General features: G+C 47.2%; 25 protein-coding genes. 9 read left to right on the forward strand and 16 right to left on the reverse strand.

The annotated features are described in order from the left end of the window. Positions 1-4 precede the first annotated feature (4 nt). The 4 genes from prc to BM607_RS06855 all read right to left on the reverse strand — a co-directional run bounded on the left by prc (position 5) and on the right by BM607_RS06855 (position 3,766). On the reverse strand, positions 5-2,050 hold the full coding sequence (gene prc / locus BM607_RS06840; RefSeq protein WP_006081910.1) for a carboxy terminal-processing peptidase: 2,046 nt from the start codon (positions 2,048-2,050) through the stop codon (positions 5-7). A gap of 28 nt (positions 2,051-2,078) precedes the next feature. Next, on the reverse strand, positions 2,079-2,708 hold the full coding sequence (gene proQ, locus BM607_RS06845; RefSeq protein ID WP_006081911.1) for an RNA chaperone ProQ: 630 nt from the start codon (positions 2,706-2,708) through the stop codon (positions 2,079-2,081). Positions 2,709-2,990: 282 nt separating this feature from the next. Next, complete coding sequence (locus tag BM607_RS06850; RefSeq protein WP_006081912.1) at positions 2,991-3,449, reverse strand: GAF domain-containing protein; 459 nt, start codon at positions 3,447-3,449, stop codon at positions 2,991-2,993. A 17-nt stretch (positions 3,450-3,466) separates the two neighbouring features. Next, on the reverse strand, positions 3,467-3,766 hold the full coding sequence (locus BM607_RS06855) for a YebG family protein (protein WP_006081913.1): 300 nt from the start codon (positions 3,764-3,766) through the stop codon (positions 3,467-3,469). A gap of 207 nt (positions 3,767-3,973) precedes the next feature. Between BM607_RS06855 and BM607_RS06860 the strand changes: the two genes are divergently transcribed. Genes BM607_RS06860 through BM607_RS06870 form a run of 3 tightly spaced genes read left to right on the forward strand, consistent with a single transcriptional unit; the run spans position 3,974 to position 7,851 of the window. Then, on the forward strand, positions 3,974-4,606 hold the full coding sequence (locus BM607_RS06860) for a paraquat-inducible protein A (protein WP_006081914.1): 633 nt from the start codon (positions 3,974-3,976) through the stop codon (positions 4,604-4,606). Between the two features lies 1 nt (position 4,607). Continuing rightward, positions 4,608-5,225, forward strand: coding sequence for a paraquat-inducible protein A (locus BM607_RS06865; protein WP_006086274.1), 618 nt, complete (start codon positions 4,608-4,610; stop codon positions 5,223-5,225). Continuing rightward, positions 5,212-7,851, forward strand: a complete 2,640-nt coding sequence (locus BM607_RS06870) for an MlaD family protein (protein ID WP_071939377.1) — start codon at positions 5,212-5,214, stop codon at positions 7,849-7,851. Before BM607_RS06865 ends, BM607_RS06870 begins: the two co-directional genes overlap by 14 nt. A 143-nt stretch (positions 7,852-7,994) precedes the next feature. Here BM607_RS06870 and BM607_RS06875 read toward each other — a convergent pair whose 3' ends face one another. Then, positions 7,995-9,221 (reverse strand): spore maturation protein, encoded by a 1,227-nt coding sequence (locus tag BM607_RS06875; protein ID WP_012587487.1) that lies wholly within the window; start codon positions 9,219-9,221, stop codon positions 7,995-7,997. A 223-nt stretch (positions 9,222-9,444) separates the two neighbouring features. On the opposite strand from BM607_RS06875, the gene rsmF reads away from it, so the two are divergent. After that, positions 9,445-10,905, forward strand: a complete 1,461-nt coding sequence (rsmF, locus tag BM607_RS06880; protein WP_087486485.1) for a 16S rRNA (cytosine(1407)-C(5))-methyltransferase RsmF — start codon at positions 9,445-9,447, stop codon at positions 10,903-10,905. A gap of 311 nt (positions 10,906-11,216) precedes the next feature. On the opposite strand, the gene BM607_RS06885 is transcribed toward rsmF, so the two are convergent. The 9 genes from BM607_RS06885 to apbC form a co-directional block, all read right to left on the reverse strand. Then, positions 11,217-12,005 (reverse strand): YchF/TatD family DNA exonuclease, encoded by a 789-nt coding sequence (locus BM607_RS06885; protein WP_006086270.1) that lies wholly within the window; start codon positions 12,003-12,005, stop codon positions 11,217-11,219. A gap of 213 nt (positions 12,006-12,218) precedes the next feature. Next, positions 12,219-12,545 (reverse strand): PilZ domain-containing protein, encoded by a 327-nt coding sequence (locus BM607_RS06890; protein ID WP_006081920.1) that lies wholly within the window; start codon positions 12,543-12,545, stop codon positions 12,219-12,221. 6 nt (positions 12,546-12,551) lie between these two features. Beyond that, complete coding sequence (gene holB / locus BM607_RS06895; RefSeq protein WP_071939375.1) at positions 12,552-13,508, reverse strand: DNA polymerase III subunit delta'; 957 nt, start codon at positions 13,506-13,508, stop codon at positions 12,552-12,554. Next, positions 13,502-14,128: a dTMP kinase gene (tmk, locus tag BM607_RS06900; RefSeq protein WP_006081922.1), complete on the reverse strand. Its 627-nt coding sequence runs from the start codon at positions 14,126-14,128 to the stop codon at positions 13,502-13,504. Before tmk ends, holB begins: the two co-directional genes overlap by 7 nt. A 22-nt stretch (positions 14,129-14,150) precedes the next feature. Beyond that, positions 14,151-15,188: an endolytic transglycosylase MltG gene (gene mltG, locus BM607_RS06905; RefSeq protein WP_071939374.1), complete on the reverse strand. Its 1,038-nt coding sequence runs from the start codon at positions 15,186-15,188 to the stop codon at positions 14,151-14,153. Then, positions 15,185-15,994: an aminodeoxychorismate lyase gene (pabC, locus tag BM607_RS06910; protein WP_071939373.1), complete on the reverse strand. Its 810-nt coding sequence runs from the start codon at positions 15,992-15,994 to the stop codon at positions 15,185-15,187. The genes mltG and pabC overlap by 4 nt, the downstream gene beginning before the upstream one ends. 5 nt (positions 15,995-15,999) lie before the next feature. After that, on the reverse strand, positions 16,000-16,581 hold the full coding sequence (gene dcd / locus BM607_RS06915; RefSeq protein WP_006081925.1) for a dCTP deaminase: 582 nt from the start codon (positions 16,579-16,581) through the stop codon (positions 16,000-16,002). 31 nt (positions 16,582-16,612) lie between these two features. Beyond that, positions 16,613-17,251, reverse strand: a complete 639-nt coding sequence (udk, locus tag BM607_RS06920; protein WP_006081926.1) for a uridine kinase — start codon at positions 17,249-17,251, stop codon at positions 16,613-16,615. Between the two features lie 11 nt (positions 17,252-17,262). Continuing rightward, positions 17,263-18,378, reverse strand: a complete 1,116-nt coding sequence (gene apbC / locus BM607_RS06925) for an iron-sulfur cluster carrier protein ApbC (RefSeq protein WP_012089389.1) — start codon at positions 18,376-18,378, stop codon at positions 17,263-17,265. A 160-nt stretch (positions 18,379-18,538) separates the two neighbouring features. Here apbC and metG point away from each other — a divergent pair, with 160 nt between their 5' ends. Beyond that, on the forward strand, positions 18,539-20,608 hold the full coding sequence (gene metG, locus BM607_RS06930; protein WP_071939372.1) for a methionine--tRNA ligase: 2,070 nt from the start codon (positions 18,539-18,541) through the stop codon (positions 20,606-20,608). Between the two features lie 308 nt (positions 20,609-20,916). Further along, positions 20,917-21,873, forward strand: coding sequence for an AEC family transporter (locus BM607_RS06935; protein WP_071939371.1), 957 nt, complete (start codon positions 20,917-20,919; stop codon positions 21,871-21,873). 159 nt (positions 21,874-22,032) lie between these two features. Here BM607_RS06935 and BM607_RS06940 read toward each other — a convergent pair whose 3' ends face one another. Beyond that, a complete protein-coding gene (locus BM607_RS06940) occupies positions 22,033-22,785 on the reverse strand; it encodes a Nif3-like dinuclear metal center hexameric protein (RefSeq protein ID WP_006086263.1) in 753 nt (250 codons plus the stop codon). 70 nt (positions 22,786-22,855) lie between these two features. Next, on the reverse strand, positions 22,856-23,326 hold the full coding sequence (locus BM607_RS06945; protein WP_006081931.1) for a glycine zipper 2TM domain-containing protein: 471 nt from the start codon (positions 23,324-23,326) through the stop codon (positions 22,856-22,858). Positions 23,327-23,380: 54 nt separating this feature from the next. Here BM607_RS06945 and aat point away from each other — a divergent pair, with 54 nt between their 5' ends. The 3 genes from aat to infA all read left to right on the forward strand — a co-directional run bounded on the left by aat (position 23,381) and on the right by infA (position 25,092). Beyond that, the gene (gene aat, locus BM607_RS06950; RefSeq protein ID WP_071939370.1) at positions 23,381-24,094 is read left to right on the forward strand and encodes a leucyl/phenylalanyl-tRNA--protein transferase; all 714 of its coding nucleotides are present in this window, start codon (positions 23,381-23,383) and stop codon (positions 24,092-24,094) included. Next, a complete protein-coding gene (locus BM607_RS06955) occupies positions 24,081-24,791 on the forward strand; it encodes an arginyltransferase (protein ID WP_071939369.1) in 711 nt (236 codons plus the stop codon). Before aat ends, BM607_RS06955 begins: the two co-directional genes overlap by 14 nt. Positions 24,792-24,873: 82 nt before the next feature. Then, positions 24,874-25,092: a translation initiation factor IF-1 gene (gene infA / locus BM607_RS06960; RefSeq protein WP_006081934.1), complete on the forward strand. Its 219-nt coding sequence runs from the start codon at positions 24,874-24,876 to the stop codon at positions 25,090-25,092. Positions 25,093-25,188: the final 96 nt, after the last annotated feature.

The following is a 25,188-nucleotide window of genomic DNA, read 5'->3' on the forward strand; positions in this document are numbered from 1 at the left end:
GCGCCTACTTAGCACTAGTTTTAGCCAGTTTTTGCGCATCAGCCATATCTAAAGTGATATAAGCCGTTTCATCTAAAAATGCGTCTGGCAATTCGGCGTCGTCTTTAATGTCTTCCATGGATTTAACCGGTGCTAAACCATTGGCGACTCGGCGCTCGTTCGTTCTATCGAGGACTTTCTTCTCATCGGCTTCGCGGGAGGCAATGCGCTCACTTTCAACCAGAGAAACTGTCTTCTCTTTGTGGTGCTTTTTAAAGTCGGCAATATCTTGATTGATATAAGCAAACTCTACACTGCTTTTGATGCGGTTAAGGTGCTTGGCCTCAAGGCTAGTCACTAACTCAGGCGTCACATCATTGAGCGTGCCATATTGCGCCATTGGCACTTTATCCCAAGGCAAGGCATTTTTCTCTTCAGCTTCGCCGTACTCACCTGGCTCTAACGCACTTGGGTAAGCAATGTTTGGTGTCACACCTTTAAGCTGAGTGCTGCCGCCATTGATCCGATAGAACTTTTGAATCGTGTATTGCACATGACCAATTGGCTTTTCATACATGTCGTAGATACGGCCTAAGCTCTTATGCTGCTGCACTGTACCTTTACCAAAGCTAGACTCACCAACAATCAGCGCGCGGTCATAATCTTGCAATGCGGCAGCAAAAATCTCAGAGGCTGAAGCACTGTAACGGTCAACCATAACAGTTAAAGGACCGGCATAACTGGTTTTGCCATCGTTATCACGGTGCGCAGACACACGGCCATCGGCATCACGAATTTGCACCACAGGACCCATATCGATAAAGAGTCCCGTCAGCAACACGGCTTCTGTTAATGCACCACCACCGTTACCTCTAAGGTCGATGACTATGCCTTCAACTTTGGCTTCGTTTAACTTCACTAGCTCTTTTTCAACGTCCTGTGACAGATTCATGTAGAAACCAGGAATATGGATCACACCGACTTTGCGATTAGCGTACTCGCCATCTTTAGGTTCAATCACCTTAGAGGTTGCCGCTCTGTCTTCAAGACGAATTTTATCGCGTACTAAGGTAACGTCGAATGGCTTAGCATTCGAACCACCTTTCTTCGGTAAAATTTGCAGTACGACTTTACTGCCCTTAGGTCCTTTGATCAGATCAACCACGTCGTCTAAACGCCAGCCGATCACATCAACAATTTCACCGCCTTCTTGACCGACGCCGACAATCTTGTCTTCTGGCGACAGTTTTTCGCTGCCAGCCGCAGGGCCGCCAGCAATTAAGCTTTTAATCACAGTGTAATCGTCTTCAAGTTGCAGTTGAGCACCAATCCCTTCAAGGCTTAAATTCATTTCCATTTGGAAACGTTCAGCATTGCGTGGTGACAGGTAACTCGTATGCGGCTCAATGCTGCGTGAGAAGGCATTCATCACGCCTTGGAACACGTCTTCACTGTTGGTTTGAGTCAAACGTTTGATGGCGTTGTTGTAACGCTTTTGCAGGATCTCAACAATCTCAGGCCATTTTTTACCTGTGAGTTTCAGATTTAGCGCATCGTATTTAACACGTTGACGCCATAACTCATTGATCTCGGCTTGATCTTTTGGCCATGCCGCATCGTCACGGTCATACTCATAGGCATCGCCAGGGGCGGAGAAGTCCATCTCTTTATCCAGTAGGGATAAAGCATAGACAAAGCCTTCATAACGACGCTTTTGGACGATATCAAACATTTTATAGGCAGGCTCAAGTTCACCAGAACTGAGCATGTCATCGAATTGGGTAGCATAAGGTTTGAAGCTATCAACATCCGCTTGGGTTAACACATTGCGGCGATAGTCTAACTGCTGCAGGTAACGGTCAAAAATTTGCGTAGAAAAGGCATCATCAAGATTAAATCTATGATAGTGCGAACGAGTGTATAAGTCCGTTACCCTTTTGCTCGCGACCTTATGTTGCGCTTCCTGCTTGAGAGTGGGTAACTCGCTGATTTGAATCGTGGGTGGTACGGCCCAAGCCGAAAATCCGACAAAAACAGTGGCGATCGAGGTAGCCAAAGTGAGTTTTCGCATCAACAAGTTACTCCGTTTTAAAAAATGATTACAGCAGGATATGTTCTGCTCTAACTTTAATCGTTAGGCCACTATCAAGCTGAACATGAATATCTTCCTTGTTAATATCAGTAATCACACCGGCTACGGGTGTCATACCTAACTTAACATTGACGCGTTGTTTTTTCGTTAAATCAGTCAATTGTGCTTGGACATAATTTACGACTGGCGCTGCAGCTTTAGGCGCAGGCTTAGCAGGACGCTCAGTTTTAGCACGTTGAGGAACAGCCACCTTTTTAGGTGCTTTCTTCGCCGCAGGCTTAGGTGCGAGTGCTGCACGTTTCGCTTTCGCTTTATCCTGACTCTCTTTCAACATGGCTTGAGCATGGTCAATGTGCTCTTGCTCTAACTCGCCGCAAGGTTCGCCATCCAGATTAACGCGTTGTGCGCCCGCTTTAACGCACTTTAAATAGCGCCAGCTGCTGGTGTAACGTCTTAAGGCAACTCTGAGCTGAGTTTTACTGACTTTAGAATCATCAGCCAACCTTTCAGCCAAATCTTGAAACAATCCGATTTTTAATGGCTTAGTTTCACCTTCAGCAATAAAGCACAAAGGAAATGTTTCATACAAATACGCCAAAATTGCATTGGTGTCGGTCAACTTTTCTGTTGATTCCATCATTACTTCCACAGTCAAAAAGGGACATCGATTCGAGGTGATATATATCAACTTCTTACGTGTCGTTTATCTTCGTTAAACTCAATATTGAGTCAACGTACAAATTAGCATCCTAGCCGCGTTTACTAAAGTTAAAAAAAATATACCTTAACAAATTTTTACAGCTCAAAACACTAAGCTTATTCATTGCATGCCAATCAAACCAGCTTAATGCGTGCAGGCGCATATTATAAGGCGCACGCCACCGATTGCGACTATGAATTATGCGTTATTGTACGCAAATTAATCAAATAGGCAGTTTTCAAAACTTTTAACCAGTAATTCCAGCCCCTTTTGGTCTTCTTCATCGAAACGATCGAAGATTGGGCTGTCAATATCGAGCACGGCAACCACGTTACCTTGGGCACAAACTGGCACAACGATTTCAGAATTACTGGCAGAATCACAGGCAATATGGCCATCAAATTGATGAACATCGGCCACTCGCTGAGTTTGATTGGTGAATGCCGCCGTACCACACACGCCTTTTCCTAATGGAATGCGTGTACAAGCCACTTTACCTTGAAACGGGCCTAATACGAGTTGCTCGCCACGCATAACGTAGAATCCCACCCAGTTCAGCTCAGTTAAATTATCATTGAGTAAGGCTGAAAAATTTGCCATCGCCGCAACAAGGTCGTCTTCCCCTTCCAATAAGGCCAAGGCTTGACGGTTAAGTGACTCATAAAATTTCGATTTCATTACATTTCCTAACAATTTTATTCTGCTGCTTCGGTCTTTTTAGCCGCTTTTTTCGCAGCAGGTGGATTCGTTGGCGTACTATTAACCTGAACGACACCTTTAAGCAAGTTCGTCAGCTCATCTTTATTGTTAGCAAAATAGAATGCGAGCTTTTCGCCCACGCTTTCATCTATACCTAAATCAGCTTTTTGAATGAAGGGGATAAGGTTATCGGCGATATCGAGCATCTTATCGTAGGCATCAGCCTCCTTCTTAGATGTGAATGTCATCTTTTCAACCCCTTCTCTGACCACGACAAACTGTGTTATTACTGCCATGACTGCCCTCGCACTGTTTTTATATACAGTAACTAGAGTGACATAGATTGAACTTGTGATGCAAGTGTTCTGATTAATCTGATATTATTAGCGTACTTTCGTTGCCAAGATTATAAAGCGCTAGACTGTGCAGAACGGCTGATTAGCACTACACTTTGCACCGATCTCGCTGTTATTACTCCTATTTAGGCTAATATATATTTTTATATGCATGAAAACGCAGCAGAAAATTCAGTAATCCTTTGCCGTTCCTGCGATTTAGCAGTCCGCAAACGTGCCTTGCCAAGCGGTGTCAGAGCCCTTTGTCCCCGTTGCAGCACTGCACTTTATGACACTCCCTACTGCTCTGTGAATGGCATGCTCGCCCTATGTATCTCGGCACTAGTGTTTTATTTTCCTGCCAATTTTTTACCCGTACTCGAAATTCACTTTTTCGGCAGCATTCGCACCACCACGGTTTTTCAGGGTGCGTTTGCGGTATTTGACCAAGGTTATTGGGTCGTCGGTTTAGCCGTGCTTGCCGCCGCGGTGATTGGTCCAGGCTTATTACTGTTGTCGATACTGACGCAGATTTTGATTGTGAAATGGGGACTGAGTCGTCTTTTTTGGCGTAACTCATTGAAGCAATTATTGAAGTTTCATGGCGTATTATCACAACTCACTATGCTGGAAATTTATGTGATCAGCTTTTTGGTTTCATCGTTCCAGCTTTCTGATTTTTCGGATATTTATTTTGGTATGGGCACATTTTGCTTCACTATGTTGTTTCTCGTGACTTTGTTTCTTCAACGAGAGTACGACTTAGAGCACATGTGGACGTTATTGGAAGGTCATCGCTGATATGAAGCAACAAGGTAAAGATATCGGCCTGTGTCTGTGTAAGGTCTGCCGCCAGCTCAATAGTAGTGACCTCAGCCACTGTCAACGCTGTGAAGCTGAGTTGCAGGTCAGGGACTATTCCAGCCTGCAAAAAAGTTGGGCTTTGTTGATTACCGCTGCCATCTTGCTGGTGCCTGCCAACATTTACCCTATCACTATGCTGACCAACCAAGGGCAAGTGCGGCACGACACCATTTTTTCGGGCATTTTGCATCTAGTGCATTCAGATATGTTGCCCATTGCCGTGATAGTTTTTACTGCCAGTATTTTAGTGCCATGGATTAAAATCATCGGCTTATCCATTTATCTGTGCGCGATCAGCTTTGATATTCCGATTTCAAAAAAGAAATTGATGGTGGGTTTTCACATCATCGAATGGATTGGTCGTTGGTCTATGCTCGATTTATTTGTCATCTCAATCACAGTGGCATTAGTGAATATGGGACAACTACTCGACGCTAAACCCGCGCCTGCAGCGACCGCATTTGCCTTGGTTATTCTGTTAACTCAGTTAGCCGCAAAAGTGTTAGACACTCGTTTACTCTGGGATCGATTGGAACCTCAAGATGACACAAATTGAATCGCCGAAAGTTGTAAAGAAAAAACTCTTTTCGCCCATTTGGCTACTGCCTATTGTCGCGTTGGCATTGGGTGCGTGGCTGGGCATTAAGAGCATTAAAGAATCGGGCGTTGAAATTCAAATTCACTTTCCGAGCGCCACTGGGATTGACGTAGGTAAAACCTTAGTCAAATACCAAGGCTTGACTGTCGGTAAAGTCAAAGACATAGGAATAGATGAAGATCTCAAGGGCGTAAACGTTAAAGTCATGATGGACTACCGTGCTAAGCCTTTCTTAAATAAGGAAACTCTCTTCTGGCTGGTCACCCCTAAGGCCAGCATCACAGGCGTTGAAGGCTTAGATGCGCTGTTCTCAGGTAACTACATCGCGATTCAACCGGGTAAAGGTAATGCGTCAACCTTCTTCGAAGCTGAACGCCAACCGCCGCCGATGCAAATCGGTTCAGAAGGTGTGATGGTCGAACTGACCTCAGACAAACTCGGTTCGTTGGATGTTGGCTCGCCAATATTTTTCCGCCAAATCCCTGTGGGCAGTGTGGTTAGCTATCGTTTAGATGGTAATCAAAGAGTCATCATCAGCGCTTTTATTCAAGAGCAATACGCGCGATTAGTGAAGAAAAACTCTCACTTTTGGAATGTCTCCGGCGTTAAAATTGATGCATCACTGACTGGGGTTAAAGTCAGCTCTGAGAGTTTGGCATCCATTCTGGCTGGCGGCGTGAGTTTTAGCTCTGACGATAAAGCGGATATTGCCAAAAATGGCGACGTTTTTTCGCTTTATGATTCAGAAACCACAGCCCTTGGCGGCATAGAAATAAACCTGACCATGGCTGATGCTAACGGTGTCGACAAAGGCACTCGCATTGTTTATCGCGGCATCAATATCGGCAGCATTTTAAGCAAACAACTCACCGCCAATGGCGTAATAGCTGTGGCGAAGTTTGAACCTCAATACGGTTCACTGTTAACTAACGACGGCGTGTTTTGGCTTGAAGGTGCCGATATTTCCCTCTCAGGCATTAAAAATCCAGAGCGTTTACTGACGGGCAGCGTGATCAACTTCCTGCCGGGCATTAATACTAAAACGGCGATGCCAAGCAGTTTTGCCTTACAAACCAAAGCGCCTGATTTACTGCAATCGAAGAAGCGTTTCTTGACCTTAACCTCAGCCGAAAACATGGGCATTTCAGCGGGCGCCGAAGTTCGCTTTAAGCAAATCCCCATTGGCTCAGTACTTGCGGTTAAGTTAACCAAAGATTTATCGGCGGTGGAATACCAACTCGAGTTACAACCTGAGTTTGCTAGCCTAATTCGCAGCGACAGCTATTTTGTGCCTGAGTCGGCATTAACAGTAAAAGCATCACTAGAGGGCGTGTCAGTCAAAGCAAGGGACTTTACGACGCTCACTCAAGGTGCGGTTAGCTTGATCCAAGGCCACAGCGATACACCACTCGCCGCCAACAGCGCCCTCACCTTGTTTAGTTCTGTGGATGCCGCGACAGCCTTTTATGATCGTCAGCAACAAGTGCATCTGACCTTAATCAGTCAAGATGGCGCCGATGTCAGCCAAGGCTCACCGATTTACTATAAAAAGATGCAAATTGGGACAGTTGACTCAGTGAACTGGCAAAGTAAGACCGAAGACTTTGCTATCAAGCTCGCTATCGACAAACAGTTCCAGCCCTTGCTGAAAAAGCCGAATGTGTTCTGGCGTAACAGCGCCGTGGATATTAGCGCCAGTCTTGCCGGTATTGATGTTGCGGTCGCGCCGCTTCAAGGAGCATTAAAGGGCAGCATCAGTCTGGGATTGCTTGATAGCAATGGCAAAGCCAGCAATGCAGCTAACTTAAAACTCTATGAGAGCAAGCAGCTGGCATTAACGCAGGCGCAGGCAATTCGTCTCACCCTACCCGCATCAAGCAAATTGACGGCCAAAGCAGCGATTCGCTATCAAGGTCATCAAGTGGGTGAAGTGTCGCAGGTGAAGCTCAATGCCGATCTCAATACTCTCACTGCAACGGCCTATCTCTACGGCGAATACGCCGAACATTTCAGTCGCAGCGACTGTGAATATCATCTAGTGGATGCGCAAATTTCTCTGGCGGGAATTAAAGCGCCAGAAACCTTGATCACTGGCCCTTATATCGGTGTACTGCCGGGTACAAGCCGTCAAAAAGCGGCCCAGTTTGTCGCCAACCTCGCTGCCAGCAGCTATGCCAATGTTGCCGAAGATGCGCTTAAATTTACTCTAGAAGATAACAACTTAGGCTCGATGAAAGTCGGCACACCTATCTTCTTCCGTGGTATCAAAGTCGGTCAAATCGATGGTTATCACCTGTCGACACAGGGCAATAGCGTGCTGATGCAAGCCCATATTGAGCCGCAGTACAGTCACTTAGTGAATCAAAGCAGTCAGTTCTGGGATGCTTCTGGGATTAAAGTTGATGTTGGCCTATTCTCAGGCGCGCAAATCGAAGCGGGCTCGCTGGAAACCTTACTCGCTGGCGGCATCAATGTCGCGACTAAGGACACGACTCAAGAGGGTAATCGTTTAGCAGCAGGAACAGTATTAAGATTGCAACACAAAGCCGAAAACGAATGGCAGGAATGGGCCCCTGCCCAGTAATTCTTTTCATCAAAAGACTTACACCAACGCACTAATATTAAAGCTCTTACAAATCAATCAGGCGCATAATGCGCCTGATTGATTTTTAGCTTCTCGAAATGTCATTGACACATTCTAGGGCGCTCAAGACCCTTGCCATCCTGTTAACCATAGAACCAATAGCAAACGGCAATCGCGGCGCTGATCCCCGCAAAATCCGCGGTTAAACCACAGGCTAAGGCGTGGCGGCCATGGCGAATACCCACAGAACCAAAATACACGGCGAGAACATAAAAAGTAGTTTCAGTGCTGCCCTGAAAAATCGCCGCTAGTCGGCCTGCAAAGGAATCGACGCCGTGGTGATCCATTGTCTCGAGCATCATGGCTCTGGCACCTGAGCCGCTAAAAGGTTTCATCAGCGCGGTCGGCATAGCATCGACAAAACGCGTATCAAAACCCAATATCCGCACGCCACTGGCAATCAAGTGCAACAGATAATCCAAGGCGCCGGATGCGCGCAGTAAACCTATAGCCAATAACATGGCGAGCAAATAAGGGATCAACTGAATAGATTGAGCAAAACCCGCCTTCGCCCCTTCGATAAACTCATCATAAACCGCCACCTTACGGATGCCCGCAACAATGACGAAGGTAAACACTAATAACAATAAAATGCCGTTACCCATTGCCGTCGACACTGTGCCAATGGCTTCAGCACTTAAGGTCATCAGATAAAAACCACTCGCCACTAGGCCAGAGAGCATCAAGGCGCCATAACCGAGCACCACTGAGTTTAATAACGAAATCCGCTGCACTAACGCCACAACCAGTAAGCCCGCCAATGTCGAGGCCGAGGTTGCCAGTAAAATCGGCAGGAAAATATCCGCAGGCGCGGCTGCACCTTGCTGGGCACGGTAAAGGAATACTGTCACAGGCACTAAGGTCACAGAGGAAGTATTGAGCACTAAAAATAAGATTTGTGCATTAGTCGCCACGGTTTTTAGCGGATTTAAACTCTGCAAATCATGCATTGCCCTTAAACCAAGCGGCGTAGCGGCATTATCTAAACCGAAGATATTCGCCGTTAAATTCATCGTGATACTGCCAAAGGCAGGATGGCCCTTGGGCACTTCTGGCATCAAACGGCGCAGTAAGGGCTCAAACACAAAGGCGATAGCGCTGACCACTCCGGCCTTCTCGCCCACCTGCATTAACCCCATCCACAGGGAAAGTACACCAATCAGGCCAAGGGAAATTTCGGCGGCAAGCTTAGCGCTAGCAAATAATGCGGCGACCGAAGCCGATAGGACTTCTATGTGTCCATTGAACAGTTGCACCGCTATTGCCAGCAATGCCGTAACAAAGAAAGCTAACCACACGCGATTCAGCACGCTAATCCCCTTATTTTTATTTGTTTTTATTCTATTAGCTCATGGCTACTGAGTGCTAGCTTTATGGCAACTCATTCTAATATTGCGGCAATCGTCAGTGCATAAACCTCAAATCGCCATAACGACTGAGGCACTTGGGATAAAATCTCAGACCCAATAAGGGATTATGATATACTCGCGCCAGTTGATACACAGTCTATTTTCCTATGGTTCAATGAAATCAATGGTTCAATTAAATCAAAATTTTATCGATACAATTACCCAAGAACTCCCCGCCCATTTATCCATGGACGAGTTTATTGCCGCTTGCGACAGGCCGCTTAGACGTTCAATTCGGGTTAATACCTTAAAAATCAGCAGCGACGACTTTAAGACTCTGATGCAACCTAAGGGCTGGACGTTCGATCCCATTCCTTGGTGTGAAGACGGATTTTGGATCAGTTACGATGAAGAAGAACAACTCGGCAATGCCTTAGAGCACATTCAGGGCTTATTCTACATTCAAGAAGCCAGCTCTATGTTGCCACCAACCGCACTTTTTACGCCTAGTGCATTTACGACTAGTGCAAAGTGGCAGTGCGTACTCGATCTCGCCTCTGCGCCGGGTTCAAAAACCACGCAAATGGCCGCATTGATGCAAAACCAAGGTTTATTGGTGGCGAATGAGTATTCGGCGAGCCGCGTGAAAGTATTGCACGCCAATGTGCTGCGCATGGGCGCAAGTCACTGCGCTCTCACCCATTTCGATGGCCGTGTGTTTGGTGAATACCTGTACGAAAGTTTCGATGCCGTGCTCATTGATGCGCCCTGTGGCGGCGAAGGCACAGTGCGTAAAGACGCCGATGCGTTAAAACATTGGAGTCTTGACGATGTGTTGGCGATTAGCGAAACCCAAAAAGCCTTAATCGAATCAGCGTTTCTCGCCCTGAAACCCGGCGGCAGTTTGGTCTACTCAACCTGCACCTTAAACCGTCTCGAAAACCAAGGCGTGTGCGAGTATTTAAAACAAGTCTACGGCGATGCCGTGCAATTTGAATCCTTAAGTGATTTATTTGATGGCGCTGAGCGAGCCACGACTGCCGAAGGCTTCTTGCATGTCTGGCCGCAGATTTACGACAGTGAAGGTTTCTTTGTCGCTAAATTGACAAAAACTGCCTCTGTGCCGCGGTTACAGCCTGAGCCTAAACTGCAGAAAAACTTCCCCTTCACGACCGCATCAGCGAAACAAGCCCAAGGGATCAAAGACTATTTTCAGCAGGATTTAGGCATCAGCTTACCAGACGAACTCATCATGGTTCGCGATGATGAATTCTGGCTATTTCCACATGAATTCAACGCTTTTATCGGCCGTATGCGCTTTCAGCGTATTGGCATTAAACTCGCCGATAGCAGTAAGCACGGTTTTAAAGTCCGCCATGAAGCGATTATTGCTTTAGCGGGAAAACAACTTAGCCCAACGGCAAAAACGGTCGATGTGAGCGATGTTGAAGCCAAAGAGTATTTGATGGGGCGAGATATTCCCTTAGCGACCGCAGACAAAGCCCAAGGTGAAGTGATCGTCTGTTATGGCGGCGCGCCGTTAGGCATGGCGAAACATTTAGGCAATAAGTTAAAAAACAACCTGCCCAGAGACTTAGTGAAAGATAAAGTGTTATTGCTACCAGAACAGACAAAATCGTTATAGTTCTGCTGTTTTTTAGCGATAAATAACCTAAAAAAGGGGAAGGTGAACGCGACTCTAGGGCAAAAGCTCGACTACACTGAGTCTATTGTAAAGCGCACTGCATGGCGCTTTCACCTGTAGCGCACGGCTCTTCAACGAGCCATTCCCCTAGGCCCAAACAGCTTTCATCGTTTTGGGCCTTTTTTTATGCCAGTGTCTTTTTACATGAGCCTTTTTACATGAGCCTTTTTACATGAGCCTTTTTACATGAGCCTTTATGTCTCAGTATTGGCAATCGCGCAATCGCATAACATGGGTCAAAGCACTTAAAGCTAACGGCCGACTAAACGCGCCGCATCTTTGAATAAATTAAAGAAGTTATTACTGGTGTACTCAGCAAGATCTTCGTAGCGCTCACCTCTAAGCTCGGCCACAAACTCAGCAACATCACGCACATAAGCGGGCTGGTTCTCTTGACCACGGTGTGGAATAGGCGCCAAATAAGGCGAATCCGTTTCAACCAGCAGGCGATCCTGTGGCACTTTACGGATAACAGTGCGAAGTTCACCGGCATTTTTAAAGGTGACTATGCCTGATACTGAAATGTAAAAGCCAAGGTCAATCGCCGCTTTCGCCATTTCCCAATTCTCAGTAAAGCAATGCAGTACGCCGCCAACTTTATCCGCGTTGCCCTGCTTAAGCATAGTGATCGTGTCTTCACGCGCATCGCGAGTATGGACAATCAAAGGTTTATTCACTTCGACCGCAAGGGCGATCTGCTGCTCAAAACATTGTTGTTGCAGCAATTTAGTTTCGTCGGCATAAAAATAATCTAGGCCAGTTTCACCAATCGCGACCACTTTAGGATCGGTGGCAAAGCGGCGGATTTGCTCAACATCAAGCCCTTCTTTAACGTCTAATGGATGCACGCCCGATGACAAAAATACCTGATCGAAGGCTGCAACTTTATCTCGCATCGATTCAAATCCCTGCTGGCGCACGTTGACGCATAGCATATAGTCCACGCCACGGGCTTTCGCGCTGGCCAGAATATGTTCTAGGGTTTGTTGATCAGGCGCCGCTTTAAGGCGATCGAGATGGCAGTGTGAATCAATAAGCACAGGGATTTCCAAGCTGAATAACAAAAGGACTACAAGGATACCCAGCCAAGGGATCGAGGTCAAATTCCGCGGAGGTGAAGAGTCAGTTTAGAGTGCGGGCCAATGTTAAAGCTAGAACAGTTAAACGAGAGTAACGCTTAAAGCAGAGCGTTTAAACCTAAGTAACATTTAAACCTAAGTAACCTTCAAACCAGAGCAATAATGCTGGCCAACCTACATAGTGCAGGTTAGATCGCCGGAGGCCAGTTCGCGGGACAGTAATTTTTCGATGTGGTGTTTATGACTATCGGGCTCAGAAACAATTTTAATGCCAATGCCTACAGGACGGCCGCCCGAAGCACCTAAGGGATTGATCCATACCACGACACCGCGAAATTCATTCGTTATGGTCGCGCCCGGTAAGCGATACGCAATCGTCAGCGGCTGGCCAAGGTAATGCCCTTCACTGGTGGCTATGAATAATCCTGCCGGCTTAATAAAAGGCATATAGGCACGATATAGCTGATGTAAGGTATCAAAATTAACGACGAGATCTACCATGGCATATTACTTATTTGTTATCTCTCTATATTCTAAGACATAACTTTGACACAAGGCCAGATAATTGACGCTCGGCATTGTACTTAAGCTATGACACATTCCCATGATCTTGGCCGCCAAGTTCCCGAGCTGCGCATGGATAAACGCATCTTGGTGGCTATTTTTCAGTAACACCTGTCGTATAAGCAGGTATAAAACCTTAAGAACATCAATTATTTGTTGTTCACTTATAGTTAACAAACTAGCACACAGATGACCAGACGACAAACTTTGGGCCCAATCTTTGCGAAACTGTAGCAAGGATTGATAACGGCTCTGTTGACCACTTTCAGACTGCAAGCTCTCTGCCAACTTTAGCGGTCCACCCACCACGCTCAAGCACCAAGTGACATCCTCTTGGATATCACATTGCTGCGCTAACCAGTTTTTGATGGTCTCTCGGCTTGGCACAACGAAGGGAATGCGTTGGCAGCGGCTGCTGACCGTCGCCATCAGACGTGCAGGCGTATCCGACTGCAATATCAGTAAAGTATCTTTACCTGGCTCCTCAAGGGTTTTAAGGAGTGCGTTGGCGGCAGCGGAGTTAAGTCGCTCGCTATGGTGAATAATCGCCACCCGCATACCGCTTTGCTGGGCAGTCGCCGTCAGACGTGTGCAAAGCTCACGAATTTGATCGACTTTAATTTGATTGCCATCGGCAGCAATATGGTAAAAATCGGGATGATTTCCCGCATCAAAGAGCTGACAAGACTTACAAAAACCGCAGGCCCCCGCAGATGTTGGCTGCAAACACATGGCCGCACGCGCCATGAACACACTCAGCAGCTCACCACCATAGGCAGAATCAATGCCGACAAGCTGTGCATGGGGCATTTTTTGTCGCGTGAGTTGCGCTAAAAATGCCTGCCTTGGCCCTTCGAGCCAAGGCAATTGCGCAGCCGTAAACCCTGACTCGGCTACCATGCCATCGCCTGTAGCACGGCTAAGATATCTTTATGCACTTCGGCCATGGTTTGACTCGCATCGATAACCACTATGCTGTCATCTTCGCTGGCAAGTTTAAGGTAAGTCGCGCGAGCCCGTTCAAAGAAATCAATCGCTTGTTGCTCGATTCTATCAAGCTCACCGCGTTTAGCTGCGCGGGTTAGCCCAAGCTTGGGATCTAAATCTAGGTATAAGGTGAGATCGGGTTTAAAGCCTTTAAGGGTGGCAGTGCTCACCGCTTCCACTAACGGCATTAAGCCCCTGCCACCACCTTGATAGGCCAGTGACGATAAATTGTGTCTGTCACCCAATACCCATTGACCCTGCGCAAGCGCGGGTTTAATCACATTGGCAACCAATTGGGCTCTGGCGGCATAGATAAGTAAACACTCGGCCTCGTCGCACAGGGGATCGGTCGCATCGGCAATTTTGACCAAATCACGGATACGTTCAGCCAGTGGCGTGCCACCCGGCTCACGGGTGCAGATCGGCGCTTTACCCGTATGTTTCTCAATAAAGTCGCGAATAAGGTTAATCGCACTCGACTTACCTGCGCCTTCTAAACCTTCAATAACGATAAATTTTGCAAAAACTGACATTGGATTTTCTTTCTCTGCATTTTTACTTTGGTGATTGTTCTGGCGTCGCCGGTTTTTTCTTACGCTGATACACATCTACCGCGTGGTTGTGTGCTTCAAGTGTGGATGAAAACACATGGGTACCATCGTTGCGTGACACGAAATAGAGATAACTCACACTGGCAGGTTTAGACACGGCCATCAGTGAGGCTTTACTCGGTGCTGCAATCGGCGTTGGCGGTAATCCAAAAATACGATAAGTGTTAAAAGGTGTCTCTTCGACTAAATCTTTACGGGTGATATTGCCCTTATAGCGTTCGCCCATGCCATAAATAACCGTCGGGTCGGTTTGTAGACGCATGCCTTGATTAAGACGATTAACAAATACCCCAGCGATTTGGTCACGCTCATGGGCTTGGCCGGTTTCCTTCTCAACTATCGATGCCAAGATCAGCATTTCATAGGGGGATTTTAACGGCAAATTTGGCGCCCGTTCTGCCCACGCTTTGGCAAGCTCTTGCTCCATCATCTTATAGCTTTGAGTCAGCAGGACTTTAACATCCGCCTCAGCAGTATAATGATAGGTGTCGGGGAAGAATTTACCCTCTGGCAAACCTGAATCATCGCCCTGCGCCATCAACACGGCGGCAAACACTTCTGGTGACATCTGTAGATGCGGCGCACTGGCAAGTTGTTGTTCCCATTCAACGATGGTTTTGCCTTCAACTAAGGTCAAACTAAAGGTTTTCACTTTTCCGGCAATCAAATCATTAAGCAAATCGGTAATGGTTTGTGAAGGTGAGATTTCGTAAAGTCCCGAGCGGATCTTAGCAAGCTCAGGGCGAAACTTAAGTAGCCACTTGAGTTTCCACGTGTCTTGAATCACACCATCGTCGGCAAGTTGCTGCGCAAGCTGGTTGACGCTGGTACCGCGTTCAACGGTCAGTTCTTTAGGCTCGCTGAGACTCAGCGGCGTTTGACTGTATTCGATGACGGTTTGATAGCCCCAAAAGGCGCCCAAACAGACTAATGTCAGCAAGGTCAACAGGGTTGAACTGGCGATAAGAATGAGTTTTTTCATAGGGTGAGTGAAAGTGTCTGTCTAAGTTGCGCGGTAATCGGAGCACGGCTGAACTTAAGCGAGTCTATCGCCAGCACATCCACAATTCCTAAAACGCTGTTAGTGATAAACGCTGAGTCAAATTCAATTAAACGCTCGGCGCCAACGGGCAAACATTCGATATTCATGTTCTGTTCAAGCAAGGCTATCATAACCTGTTCGCGCATCACACCCGCCACGCCGCACTGGGCTAATGAAGGGGTTATAACGCGATTGCCTTTGATAAAAAACACATTCGCCATCGAAGATTCAATCACATTGTCTTCGATATCGTTAACTAACCAGTCATCAAACCCCTGAGGTAAAGGGTGGGATTTTATTAAGACTTGTTCGAGTCGATTTAAATGCTTCATCCCAGCCAACAAGGGCTGCAAACCCAATCGTATCGACGAGGTTTTAAGGCAAATGCCCGCTTGCTGCCACTTTGCATAATGGCTTGGAATAGCATGAACTGAGACGATTTCGGTAGGATTAACCGTTTCTGGTGGTGTGTAACCACGGCCACCAACACCACGGGAAACGATTAACTTAATGCAATGATGTGGATATTCAATGGCTAAGGCATGAAGCTGCTGTTGCAGTGCTTCACTCATTTGCCATTGAAACCCAAGCCTTGCGGCGCCTGCGGTTAAACGAGCTTGATGGGCGTTGAAAAACAAAATCCCCTCAGCGCCTGTCCGCATAGTCGCAAACAAGCCATCACCATAGGCAAGCCCTCGATCGGAAGGGTCGACACTCGCCTGCGATGCGCCATTCACCCAAAACACTTGTGTTAGTCCTGACTGATACGGCTGGCAACCGCTTCTTGCTGATCTTTGTATTTGGCACTTTTACGGGTGTTATAAGGACGTGCAACAGCATGATTGAGACGTTCAAAGTTAAGCGCGCCTATGGTCATACGTGGACGCAGGGCCAAAGGTAACTTGCCACTGTTATAGAACTCGAGCACGATTTTACCCTGCCAACCTGGATCGATACGGTGCGCAGTCACGTGCACCATCAGGCCTAAACGCGCCAATGATGAACGACCATCGAGCCAACCGACGATATCGGCGGGCAGCGTCACGCTCTCGTAAGTCACCGCCAAGGCCAATTCGCCAGGATGCAGGAAAAACGCTTCGCCATCAGGGATTTCGATAATTTCACTCATCACCCGATCAAGCGCAGCTTGCATCTCGACGCTTGGGCCACTCAAGTCGATATAAGGCGCAGTATGATCTTTAAAGACGCGAAACTGTCCACCTAAGCGCACATCAACACTGACGCCTGAAATAGCTTCTATGCCTGGGCGAGGTTCTATTACGATAGTGCCGTTATCAAGGGCCTGTTCAATTTCGATATCGGTTAAGCGCATCTTGCCTATTACTCCTTGAGTTTTTATGTCGTTATTTTGCCAGTAAATGTTGGATACGAGTTTTTAAAATATCGGTCGCAATACGATTCTTACCGCCGCGGGGAACGATAATATCGGCATATTGTTTCGACGGTTCGATAAACTGTAAGAACATAGGACGCACGGTTTTCTTGTACTGAGAAATCACAGATTCCATCGTACGGCCGCGTTCCGCCACATCACGGGTTAGGCGACGTAGGAAACAAATGTCCAGCGGTGTGTCCATAAACACACTCGCGTCCATCAGCGCACGTAACTTAGGATCAGTCAGCAGTAAGATACCTTCTAAAATGATCACCTTTTTCGGTGTCATCGTCAGGGTTTCTGCTATACGAGTGTGTTCTGTGTAGCTATAACAAGGGATATCAACAGCTTCGCCAGACTTGAGCAACTGTAAATGGGTGCACAACAGTTGATGGTCCAACGCTTTTGGATGATCGTAATTCGTTAATACCCGTTCATCCATGGATAAATGACTCTGATCGCGATAGTACGCGTCTTCATTAATTACCCCAATTTGATCTGTGCCTAAATCGCGGCGTAATTCGTCAAAAATCGTTTTGGCAATTAAACTTTTGCCCGATGCTGACGCGCCAGCAATTGCAATAATGACACACTGCTGAGAATTCATACCCTTAAACCTTACTCGTCATCTGAAACACTAATAGAAACTGTTTTCTGGCTTTGCTTTAAAGCCAATTCTGCGCCCACTTTACGGGCAATTTCCCGATAAAGTGCGGCTACTTCACTGTCTGGATCGGCAACGACCGTCGGCGCACCGTTATCCATGGCTTCACGGATATTGATGTGCAGTGGCAAGGCGCCTAACAGTGGAACTTGATAACGCTCGGCGATTTTACTGCCACCGTGTGTTCCAAATGGATGTTCTTTATGGCCACACTCGGGACATAAATGGAAACTCATGTTTTCGACGATACCCAGCACAGGAATGTTCACTTTCTGGAACATATTGATGCCCTTCTTGGCATCGGCCAGCGCGATATCCTGCGGCGTAGTGACGATAACAGCACCACTCACCGGCACTTTTTGCGACAGAGTTAATTGAATATCACCCGTACCCGGCGGCATATCGACGACTAAATAATCTAGCTCTGGCCATTGGGTTTCATTGAGCAGTTGCGCTAAGGCGCCCGCTGCCATTGGGCCTCGCCACACGGCAGCTTCATCACCGCTGAGCATAAACCCAATCGATTGCGCGGCAATGCCATGGGCACTGGCGGCGGTCATATGTTTGCCATCGGGGGAAAGCGGTCTGAAATTAGGAATACCTAGCATCATAGGCACTGACGGGCCGTAAATATCCGCATCGAGAATACCCACCTGCGCGCCTTCAGCCGCTAAGGCCAAGGCTAAGTTCACCGCTGTGGTTGATTTACCCACGCCGCCCTTACCTGAGGCAACGGCAATCACTTGCTTCACATTGGCAATCGGTGCGATAGAAGATAACGCTGAATAGGCTTTAGGTTGAAAATCGATTTCACATTCGACTTCATCGATAGCATCGAGCACGGCCAACTTGTTGGTCAACGCCATCACAGTGTCGCGATACTGGGTCATGCAAGGGTATGGATAGACTAAGCCAAGCTGCAAACGCTTACCTTCCAACGCCAGTTTATTTACGCATCCTGCGCTCACTAACCCTTTCGCAAGATATGGGTCAATAAATGAATCGAGAATAGCCAGAACTGGCCCGAGAAGATCGTCATTTAGACGATAATCAGTTTGAGTTGAAGACAAAAGAATTACCCCCACCAATAAATTTGCCCAAGTGTACCAGATAATGCAGAAAACATTAGCGCAGATTTAGCTCAATCGGCTCAGCTTTTGATGAAAATCATCCTGTAATCGGTTAGTATCTCTACCAATATTTTTGGCCCACCACGATATTTGAGACAAGATGGCAACTTCACAACGTAAAATTCTCGTGACCAGCGCACTTCCCTACGCAAACGGACCGATACATTTAGGTCACATGTTGGAATACATCCAGACAGATATCTGGTCGCGTTATCAAAAACTTCGTGGACATGAGTGCCACTATATTTGTGCCGATGACGCCCATGGCACGCCGATCATGCTTAAAGCCCAGCAATTAGGCATAGCGCCTGAAGATATGATCGCCCAAGTGAACAAAGAACATCAGCAGGATTTTGCCGATTTTAATGTCGCCTTCGATAACTATCACAGCACTCACAGCGAAGAAAACCGCCTCATGGCGAGCGATATTTATCTCAAGCTACGTGACAACGGCTATATCAAGAGCAAGAGCATTTCTCAGTTATTCGATCCTGAGAAATCCATGTTCCTGCCCGACCGCTTCGTAAAAGGTACTTGCCCTAAGTGTAAGTCACCTGATCAATACGGCGATAACTGTGATTCTTGCGGCGCGACTTACAGCCCAACTGAACTTATCAATCCAAAATCAGCGGTATCGGGTGCAACGCCAGTGATGAAAGACACTGAGCACTTTTTCTTCGACCTGCCCGCCTTCGAAGGCATGCTAAAAGAGTGGACTCGCTCTGGCGCACTGCAAGTAGAAATGGCCAATAAACTCGACGAATGGTTTGAGCAAGGTCTGCAGCAATGGGACATCACCCGTGATGCACCGTATTTTGGTTTCGAAATTCCCGATGCGCCAGGAAAGTATTTCTACGTTTGGCTAGATGCGCCTATCGGTTATATGGGGTCATTCAAAAACCTGTGTGCAAAACGTCCTGAACTGAGCTTCGATGAGTTCTGGGGCAAAGATTCTACCGCCGAGGTTTACCACTTCATCGGTAAAGACATCGTTTACTTCCATAGCCTCTTCTGGCCAGCCATGCTGCACGGCTCAGGTTATCGTCAGCCAAACAGCGTCTATGCCCACGGTTATGTGACGGTCAACGGCGCGAAGATGTCTAAATCGAAAGGCACCTTCATTAAGGCGCGTACCTATTTAGATCATTTAGATCCTGAATATTTACGTTACTACTACGCCGCCAAACTCAGCAGCCGTATCGACGATTTAGATTTAAATCTGGAAGATTTCGCCCAGCGCGTGAACTCAGATTTAGTCGGTAAGCTAGTGAACTTAGCCTCGCGCACCGCAGGTTTTATCACTAAACGTTTCGATGGCAAGCTCGCGAAAATTAACGACACCACCCTGACTGAGGCGTTTTTAGCCAAGCAAGACGTGATTGCAGACTTTTACGAGTCGCGCGAATACGGCAAAGCGATGCGCGAAATCATGGCATTAGCGGACATCGCTAACGGGTTTGTGGCCGATGCTGCGCCTTGGCAAATGGTGAAACATGACGACCAACAGGAAGCGGCCCATCAAGTGTGTTCAAACGCCTTGAATCTGTTCCGTATTCTCGTGACGTATCTAAAACCTGTATTGCCACGTTTAGCCCAAGATGTGGAAGCCTTCTTCCAATTGCCACTCACTTGGGATGCATTGGGCCAAGATTTAGCGGGTCATGAAATCGCCCCATTCAAGGCAATGATGCAACGTGTTGAGCTGGATAAAGTCAATGCTATGGTTGCTGATTCCAAGGATAACCTGCAAGTCACGGCGGATGCACCAAAGACGGCAGCGCCTGAAAAAACCGCTAAAGCTTCATCGGTAAGCAGTGAACCGCTGGTTGACGATCCGATCAGTGAGACCATCAACTTTGATGATTTTGCGAAAATCGACCTGCGTATCGCTCGCATCGTCAAAGCAGAGCATGTTGCTGACGCTGACAAGTTACTCAAGTTACAACTCGACATCGGTGGTGAAACGCGCCAAGTGTTTGCCGGGATCAAATCGGCTTATTCGCCAGAAGATCTCGAAGGCAAGTTAACTGTAATGGTGGCTAACTTAGCGCCACGTAAGATGCGTTTTGGTATGTCTGAAGGTATGGTACTGGCTGCTGGCCCTGGTGGCAGCGACCTGTGGATTTTAGAACCCCATGAAGGCGCACAGCCTGGCATGCGTGTTAAGTAATCTGCGCTAGATAACGCTCGAAAAATCAATAAGGCCGCATTTATGTGGCCTTATTTGTTGGTATCGATTGTTTGAGCCTATTTGTGGCTTCGAGTGTCACTTTGTCTTTTAAAAGACTGAGTTTACGCCACTAGGTTTCGCTGACAGGTTTAGCTGACAGGTTTAAGCGACTGCTTTAAGTGACAGGTTGCAGAAAACGAGTTAATGCTCGTATTTCTATCGACAAGGCATTCGCTGCAGTGTGATATTCATATCTGTGACAGGTCTAAAATCGACGCAGTGTTCAGTGAATCATTCGAGGAGTAGTTATGGGAAATATCGTTGAGCAGTTGCTGTTTTCTGCCTCGATTACGGGTCCAATTTGTTTGATGTTAGCGCTCGGTGTGATCCTAAAACGCACCCAAATCATCAATGAAAACTTTATTGATGTCGCATCAAAATTAGTCTTTAACGTGACGCTGCCAGCCTTGCTGTTCCTAAGCATTATTAGCTCCAATCACGATCTCGCCTCCAGTGCGCCCTTAATTGGCTATGGTTTAGCGGCCAATTTCCTGTTTTTTATACTCTCCACCTATGCAACTGGGCGGCTATTTCCCAAGCACAAAGACCAAGGCGTGATCATTCAAGGAGGATTCAGGGCCAATACCGCGATTATCGGCTTAGCTTATGTTTCCAACGCCTACGGCAGTTCAGGCGTTGCCTTAGCTGCGGTTTATGTCGCCTCAATGACGCTGCTCTACAATATTCAAGCGGTTATTTGCCTAAGCCCTAAAGGCGAAGAATCCAGCCAACGCGCATTTGGCGTGATTATCAAGACCATCACTAAAAACCCGCTGATCATTGCCATTATGGTCGGCATGTTGTTCTATTTACTTGCTATTCCAGTACCGAAAATGGTGCTCGATGCGGGCCAATACTTTGCTAATATGACCCTGCCACTAGCGCTACTGTGCACTGGCGGTTCGCTCGATATTGGTTCACTCAAACATGAAAAGCATTCAACTTGGTTCTCAACCGCATTGAAACTGATCTTTGCCCCGCTTTTTATCACGCTTGGAGCCTTGCTGTTGGGCTATCGAGGGATTGAGTTAGCGCTGGTCTTTTTAATGAGTTCAGCGCCCACCGCTGCCGCAAGCTATGTGATGGCACGCGCCATGGGTGGCAACGCCCCCCTTGCGGCCAATATTATCGCGCTGACCACAGTCTGCTCGCTGATCACGTGCACCTTAGGCATCTTTGTATTGTCCACTTTGGAGCTAATCTAGTTTCAGTTAAAAGCTAAGAGCTGGTTGCTCAAACGCTAGAGGAACAAGTTTGAGTGCTGATAAGTCACCATAACTCACAGTAAAAAAGGCGAGCTATGCTCGCCTTTCGATTAGGGATAAAACGGCAATATGATCATCATAAGCCGCTTTAAGACTGGATTAGACCGGATTAGTGATATCCACAAAATGGTGCACGAGATCAAACTCGCGGGCGAGATGACGGCCTAAGGCTTGAATACCGAAACGTTCGGTCGCATGGTGCCCCGCCGCAAAATAATGTATGCCCTGCTCCACCGCACTGTGGAAAGTGCGCTCGGACACTTCACCACTGATAAACGCATCCACACCTAAACTCGCCGCAACATCGATATAGTCCTGCGCGCCGCCAGTACACCAAGCTAAATGTTGGATCTTGGCATCGCCATCACCTATGTGCAGTGGGGCTCTGCCTAACGCATCCTCAAGGGTGTGAGAAAATTCGCTAGCACTAACTGCAAGATCAAGTTTTCCACGCCACAGCAGCCCCTGAGCCACCTCTTCGATGGCTTCTGCGTCGACGATCCCAAGTTGCCTGCCTAAGGTCGCGTTATTACCGAGCATTGGGTGGGCATCCAAGGGCAAATGATAGCCAAATAAATTAATATCATGCTTGAGCAGTGCCTTAATCCGCCGTTGTTTCATGCCAGTGATCACTTCAGGCTCATTCTTCCAAAAAAAGCCGTGATGGACCAAAATCGCATCGGCGTTTAATCGAATCGCTTCATCGATCAAAGCCTGACACGCAGTCACGCCCGTCACTATGGTGCGGATCTCATCCTTGCCTTCTATTTGCAGCCCATTGGGCGCGTAATCTTTAAACGCCGATACATGTAAAAAATCGGCTAAATATTGGGTTAATTCTGTCCGTGTCATTGCATTACCGTCCTTTACTCGAGATGACCATTTACTGAAGATGACGACTTAATCAAGATAAGACAGTCGCTTACATCGCGACATCAACACGCACACCGCCTTGCAGGTAGACCACTCGTACTCTGTCACCTGCATTGAATACCATGCCAGCATCATAGTCTTGGATCACCATAACTTGGGTGCCATCTTCTTGATTGATCATCAATTCCACCAGCTTCAATGACTGCACGCTCGTGCCACTGCCATAACGATTGCCGATACCGCCACCAATCAAGGCGCCTAAAATGGTCGCCACATCACGGCCAGAACCGCCACCAAACTGATTACCAATCACCCCACCCGCTAAGGCGCCACCAAAGGTTTTCCAACCTCGATTACGGTCTTCAATCAGCTGGGTTTCAGTGATATTACGTACCGAAGTGATATCGCCATAGAGCACTTTCTCGACAGGCACGGCTTGATTACGGTCATAACCCGCACTCGCGGGGCTGAGGATAAACGCAAAAATAAACATAAAGCTTGCTAGAGTAGGTTTCCACATATCTGAATTTCCGCTAACTTAATAATAAGGTCTATAACTAAATCATACTCAATTGTGAAGTCACTGTCTTTTCTGAATCACGAATTTGAAGCTTTTCCTTCACCCGAACTCGCCTTAACCGATCCTAATGGGTTATTGGCTATCGGCGGCGACTTACGTCCTGAACGCTTACTCTCGGCTTACTACAACGGTATTTTTCCTTGGTTTAACTCAGATGATCCTATTTTGTGGTGGTCGCCCGATCCCCGCGCCGTGTTTATTCCCGGTGAAGTACACATCAGCACAAGTTTGCGGAAATACTTAAAAAAACAACCTTGGCGGATCACAATCAATCACGCTTTCACCGATGTGATGGCGGGATGTGCGCAGCCAAGAGAAAAACAGAGCGGCACTTGGATCACCCAAGAAATTCAAATGGCCTATCGCGAACTGCATCACACAGGTCACGCCCATTCCATTGAAGTCTGGGAAGGCGAACGTTTAATTGGTGGGCTTTACGGCTTAGCAATCGGCCAAGTGTTTTGCGGCGAATCCATGTTTCACCGTAAAACCAATGCGTCCAAGGCCGCCGTTGCAGCGCTGCAACAGCATTTACTCAAAATGGGATTCAAACTCATCGATGCACAAGTGATGAATCCTCACCTAGAAAGTTTGGGAGCCAAAGCCATTAAACGCATTGATTTTATAACGTTACTTAGCGAACTGAGAAACAATCCCGTGGACCCAACGACTTGGACCACTAAAGAGGTCATCCTTGAACTCGAGTAAAGCATCGATCGCTATCGGTATCAGTCAAATATTTCCCTGCAGCTACCTCGATGGCCAGCAGGAGCAGCTACTTGTCATCCAAGAAGATACGCTCGATCCCATTTTATTTGAGCGTTTACTCGCGGTGGGTTTTCGCCGCAGTGGCGGCTCCATCTATAAACCCCGTTGCCCAAGGTGCAGCGCGTGCCAGCCTATTCGTGTGCCAGCGCATGAATTTGTGCCATCGAAACGTCAAAAACGGACTTTAGCAAAAAACCAAGATCTGACCTGGCGAATTACATCGGAGCAAACCGCCGAACAATATGCCCTGTATGAAAATTACATTCGTGAGCGACATTTTGACGGCCCTATGTTTCCCCCGAGTGAAGATCAATATAATCACTTTCTTTTTTGCCATTGGTTGCCGCCGACGTTTATCGAAGTCTATAACGGCGATAAATTATTAGCCGTCGCGGTCACAGATACCTTACCCAATAGTCTGTCGGCGATTTACAGCTATTTTGACCCCGACGAAGAACAGCGTTCCCTCGGCGCCCTGTTAATTTTAATTCAGTGCCGATTGGCAAAACTGATGGACAAAGAATTTGTTTATCTCGGATATCAAATAGATGAAAACCGTAAGATGTCCTACAAGCGTTTATATCGCCCATATCAAATCCTCACACCGACGGGCTGGGAGTATTCCCAAGTTTGCTAAGTACTTCCCCTTTACAGCAGGGTGAATTTGGGGCATGATACGCCCGTTTTTTATATTCGAAGGCTAATGGGATAATTAATTAATGGCGAAAGAAGACAACATTGAAATGCAAGGCACTATCCTTGAAACCTTGCCAAACACAATGTTTCGTGTAGAGCTTGAAAATGGTCATGTGGTGATAGCCCACATTTCAGGCAAAATGCGCAAAAACTACATCCGGATCCTTACTGGCGATAAAGTTACCGTCCAGCTGACTCCTTATGATCTGACCAAAGGTCGCATTGTCTTCCGCGCACGCTGATATAGCCTCTTAGATTTAAAAACCCGGCAAGGCCGGGTTTTTTTGTTTGCGAAAGATGAAAAAAATGGCTGCAATTGCAGCCATTTTTATGTCTAA

Origin of the sequence: Shewanella sp. SACH (genome assembly GCF_001887095.2) — a bacterium.
GTDB lineage: Bacteria > Pseudomonadota > Gammaproteobacteria > Enterobacterales > Shewanellaceae > Shewanella > Shewanella baltica.

What these genes read in the sequence shown, in the direction of transcription:
- udk (WP_006081926.1), bottom strand. Translation starts at nt 17,251, where the DNA reads ATGAATTCTCAGCAGTGTGTCATTATTGCAATTGCTGGCGCGTCAGCA.
- proQ (WP_006081911.1), bottom strand. Translation starts at nt 2,708, where the DNA reads ATGGAATCAACAGAAAAGTTGACCGACACCAATGCAATTTTGGCGTAT.
- BM607_RS06850 (WP_006081912.1), bottom strand. Translation starts at nt 3,449, where the DNA reads ATGAAATCGAAATTTTATGAGTCACTTAACCGTCAAGCCTTGGCCTTA.
- tmk (WP_006081922.1), bottom strand. Translation starts at nt 14,128, where the DNA reads ATGTCAGTTTTTGCAAAATTTATCGTTATTGAAGGTTTAGAAGGCGCA.
- rsmF (WP_087486485.1), top strand. Translation starts at nt 9,445, where the DNA reads ATGGTTCAATTAAATCAAAATTTTATCGATACAATTACCCAAGAACTC.
- metG (WP_071939372.1), top strand. Translation starts at nt 18,539, where the DNA reads ATGGCAACTTCACAACGTAAAATTCTCGTGACCAGCGCACTTCCCTAC.
- BM607_RS06855 (WP_006081913.1), bottom strand. Translation starts at nt 3,766, where the DNA reads ATGGCAGTAATAACACAGTTTGTCGTGGTCAGAGAAGGGGTTGAAAAG.
- BM607_RS06935 (WP_071939371.1), top strand. Translation starts at nt 20,917, where the DNA reads ATGGGAAATATCGTTGAGCAGTTGCTGTTTTCTGCCTCGATTACGGGT.
- infA (WP_006081934.1), top strand. Translation starts at nt 24,874, where the DNA reads ATGGCGAAAGAAGACAACATTGAAATGCAAGGCACTATCCTTGAAACC.
- dcd (WP_006081925.1), bottom strand. Translation starts at nt 16,581, where the DNA reads ATGCGCTTAACCGATATCGAAATTGAACAGGCCCTTGATAACGGCACT.
- BM607_RS06945 (WP_006081931.1), bottom strand. Translation starts at nt 23,326, where the DNA reads ATGTGGAAACCTACTCTAGCAAGCTTTATGTTTATTTTTGCGTTTATC.
- BM607_RS06940 (WP_006086263.1), bottom strand. Translation starts at nt 22,785, where the DNA reads ATGACACGGACAGAATTAACCCAATATTTAGCCGATTTTTTACATGTA.
- mltG (WP_071939374.1), bottom strand. Translation starts at nt 15,188, where the DNA reads ATGAAAAAACTCATTCTTATCGCCAGTTCAACCCTGTTGACCTTGCTG.
- BM607_RS06860 (WP_006081914.1), top strand. Translation starts at nt 3,974, where the DNA reads ATGCATGAAAACGCAGCAGAAAATTCAGTAATCCTTTGCCGTTCCTGC.
- BM607_RS06870 (WP_071939377.1), top strand. Translation starts at nt 5,212, where the DNA reads ATGACACAAATTGAATCGCCGAAAGTTGTAAAGAAAAAACTCTTTTCG.
- holB (WP_071939375.1), bottom strand. Translation starts at nt 13,508, where the DNA reads ATGGTAGCCGAGTCAGGGTTTACGGCTGCGCAATTGCCTTGGCTCGAA.
- BM607_RS06865 (WP_006086274.1), top strand. Translation starts at nt 4,608, where the DNA reads ATGAAGCAACAAGGTAAAGATATCGGCCTGTGTCTGTGTAAGGTCTGC.
- BM607_RS06890 (WP_006081920.1), bottom strand. Translation starts at nt 12,545, where the DNA reads ATGGTAGATCTCGTCGTTAATTTTGATACCTTACATCAGCTATATCGT.
- prc (WP_006081910.1), bottom strand. Translation starts at nt 2,050, where the DNA reads ATGCGAAAACTCACTTTGGCTACCTCGATCGCCACTGTTTTTGTCGGA.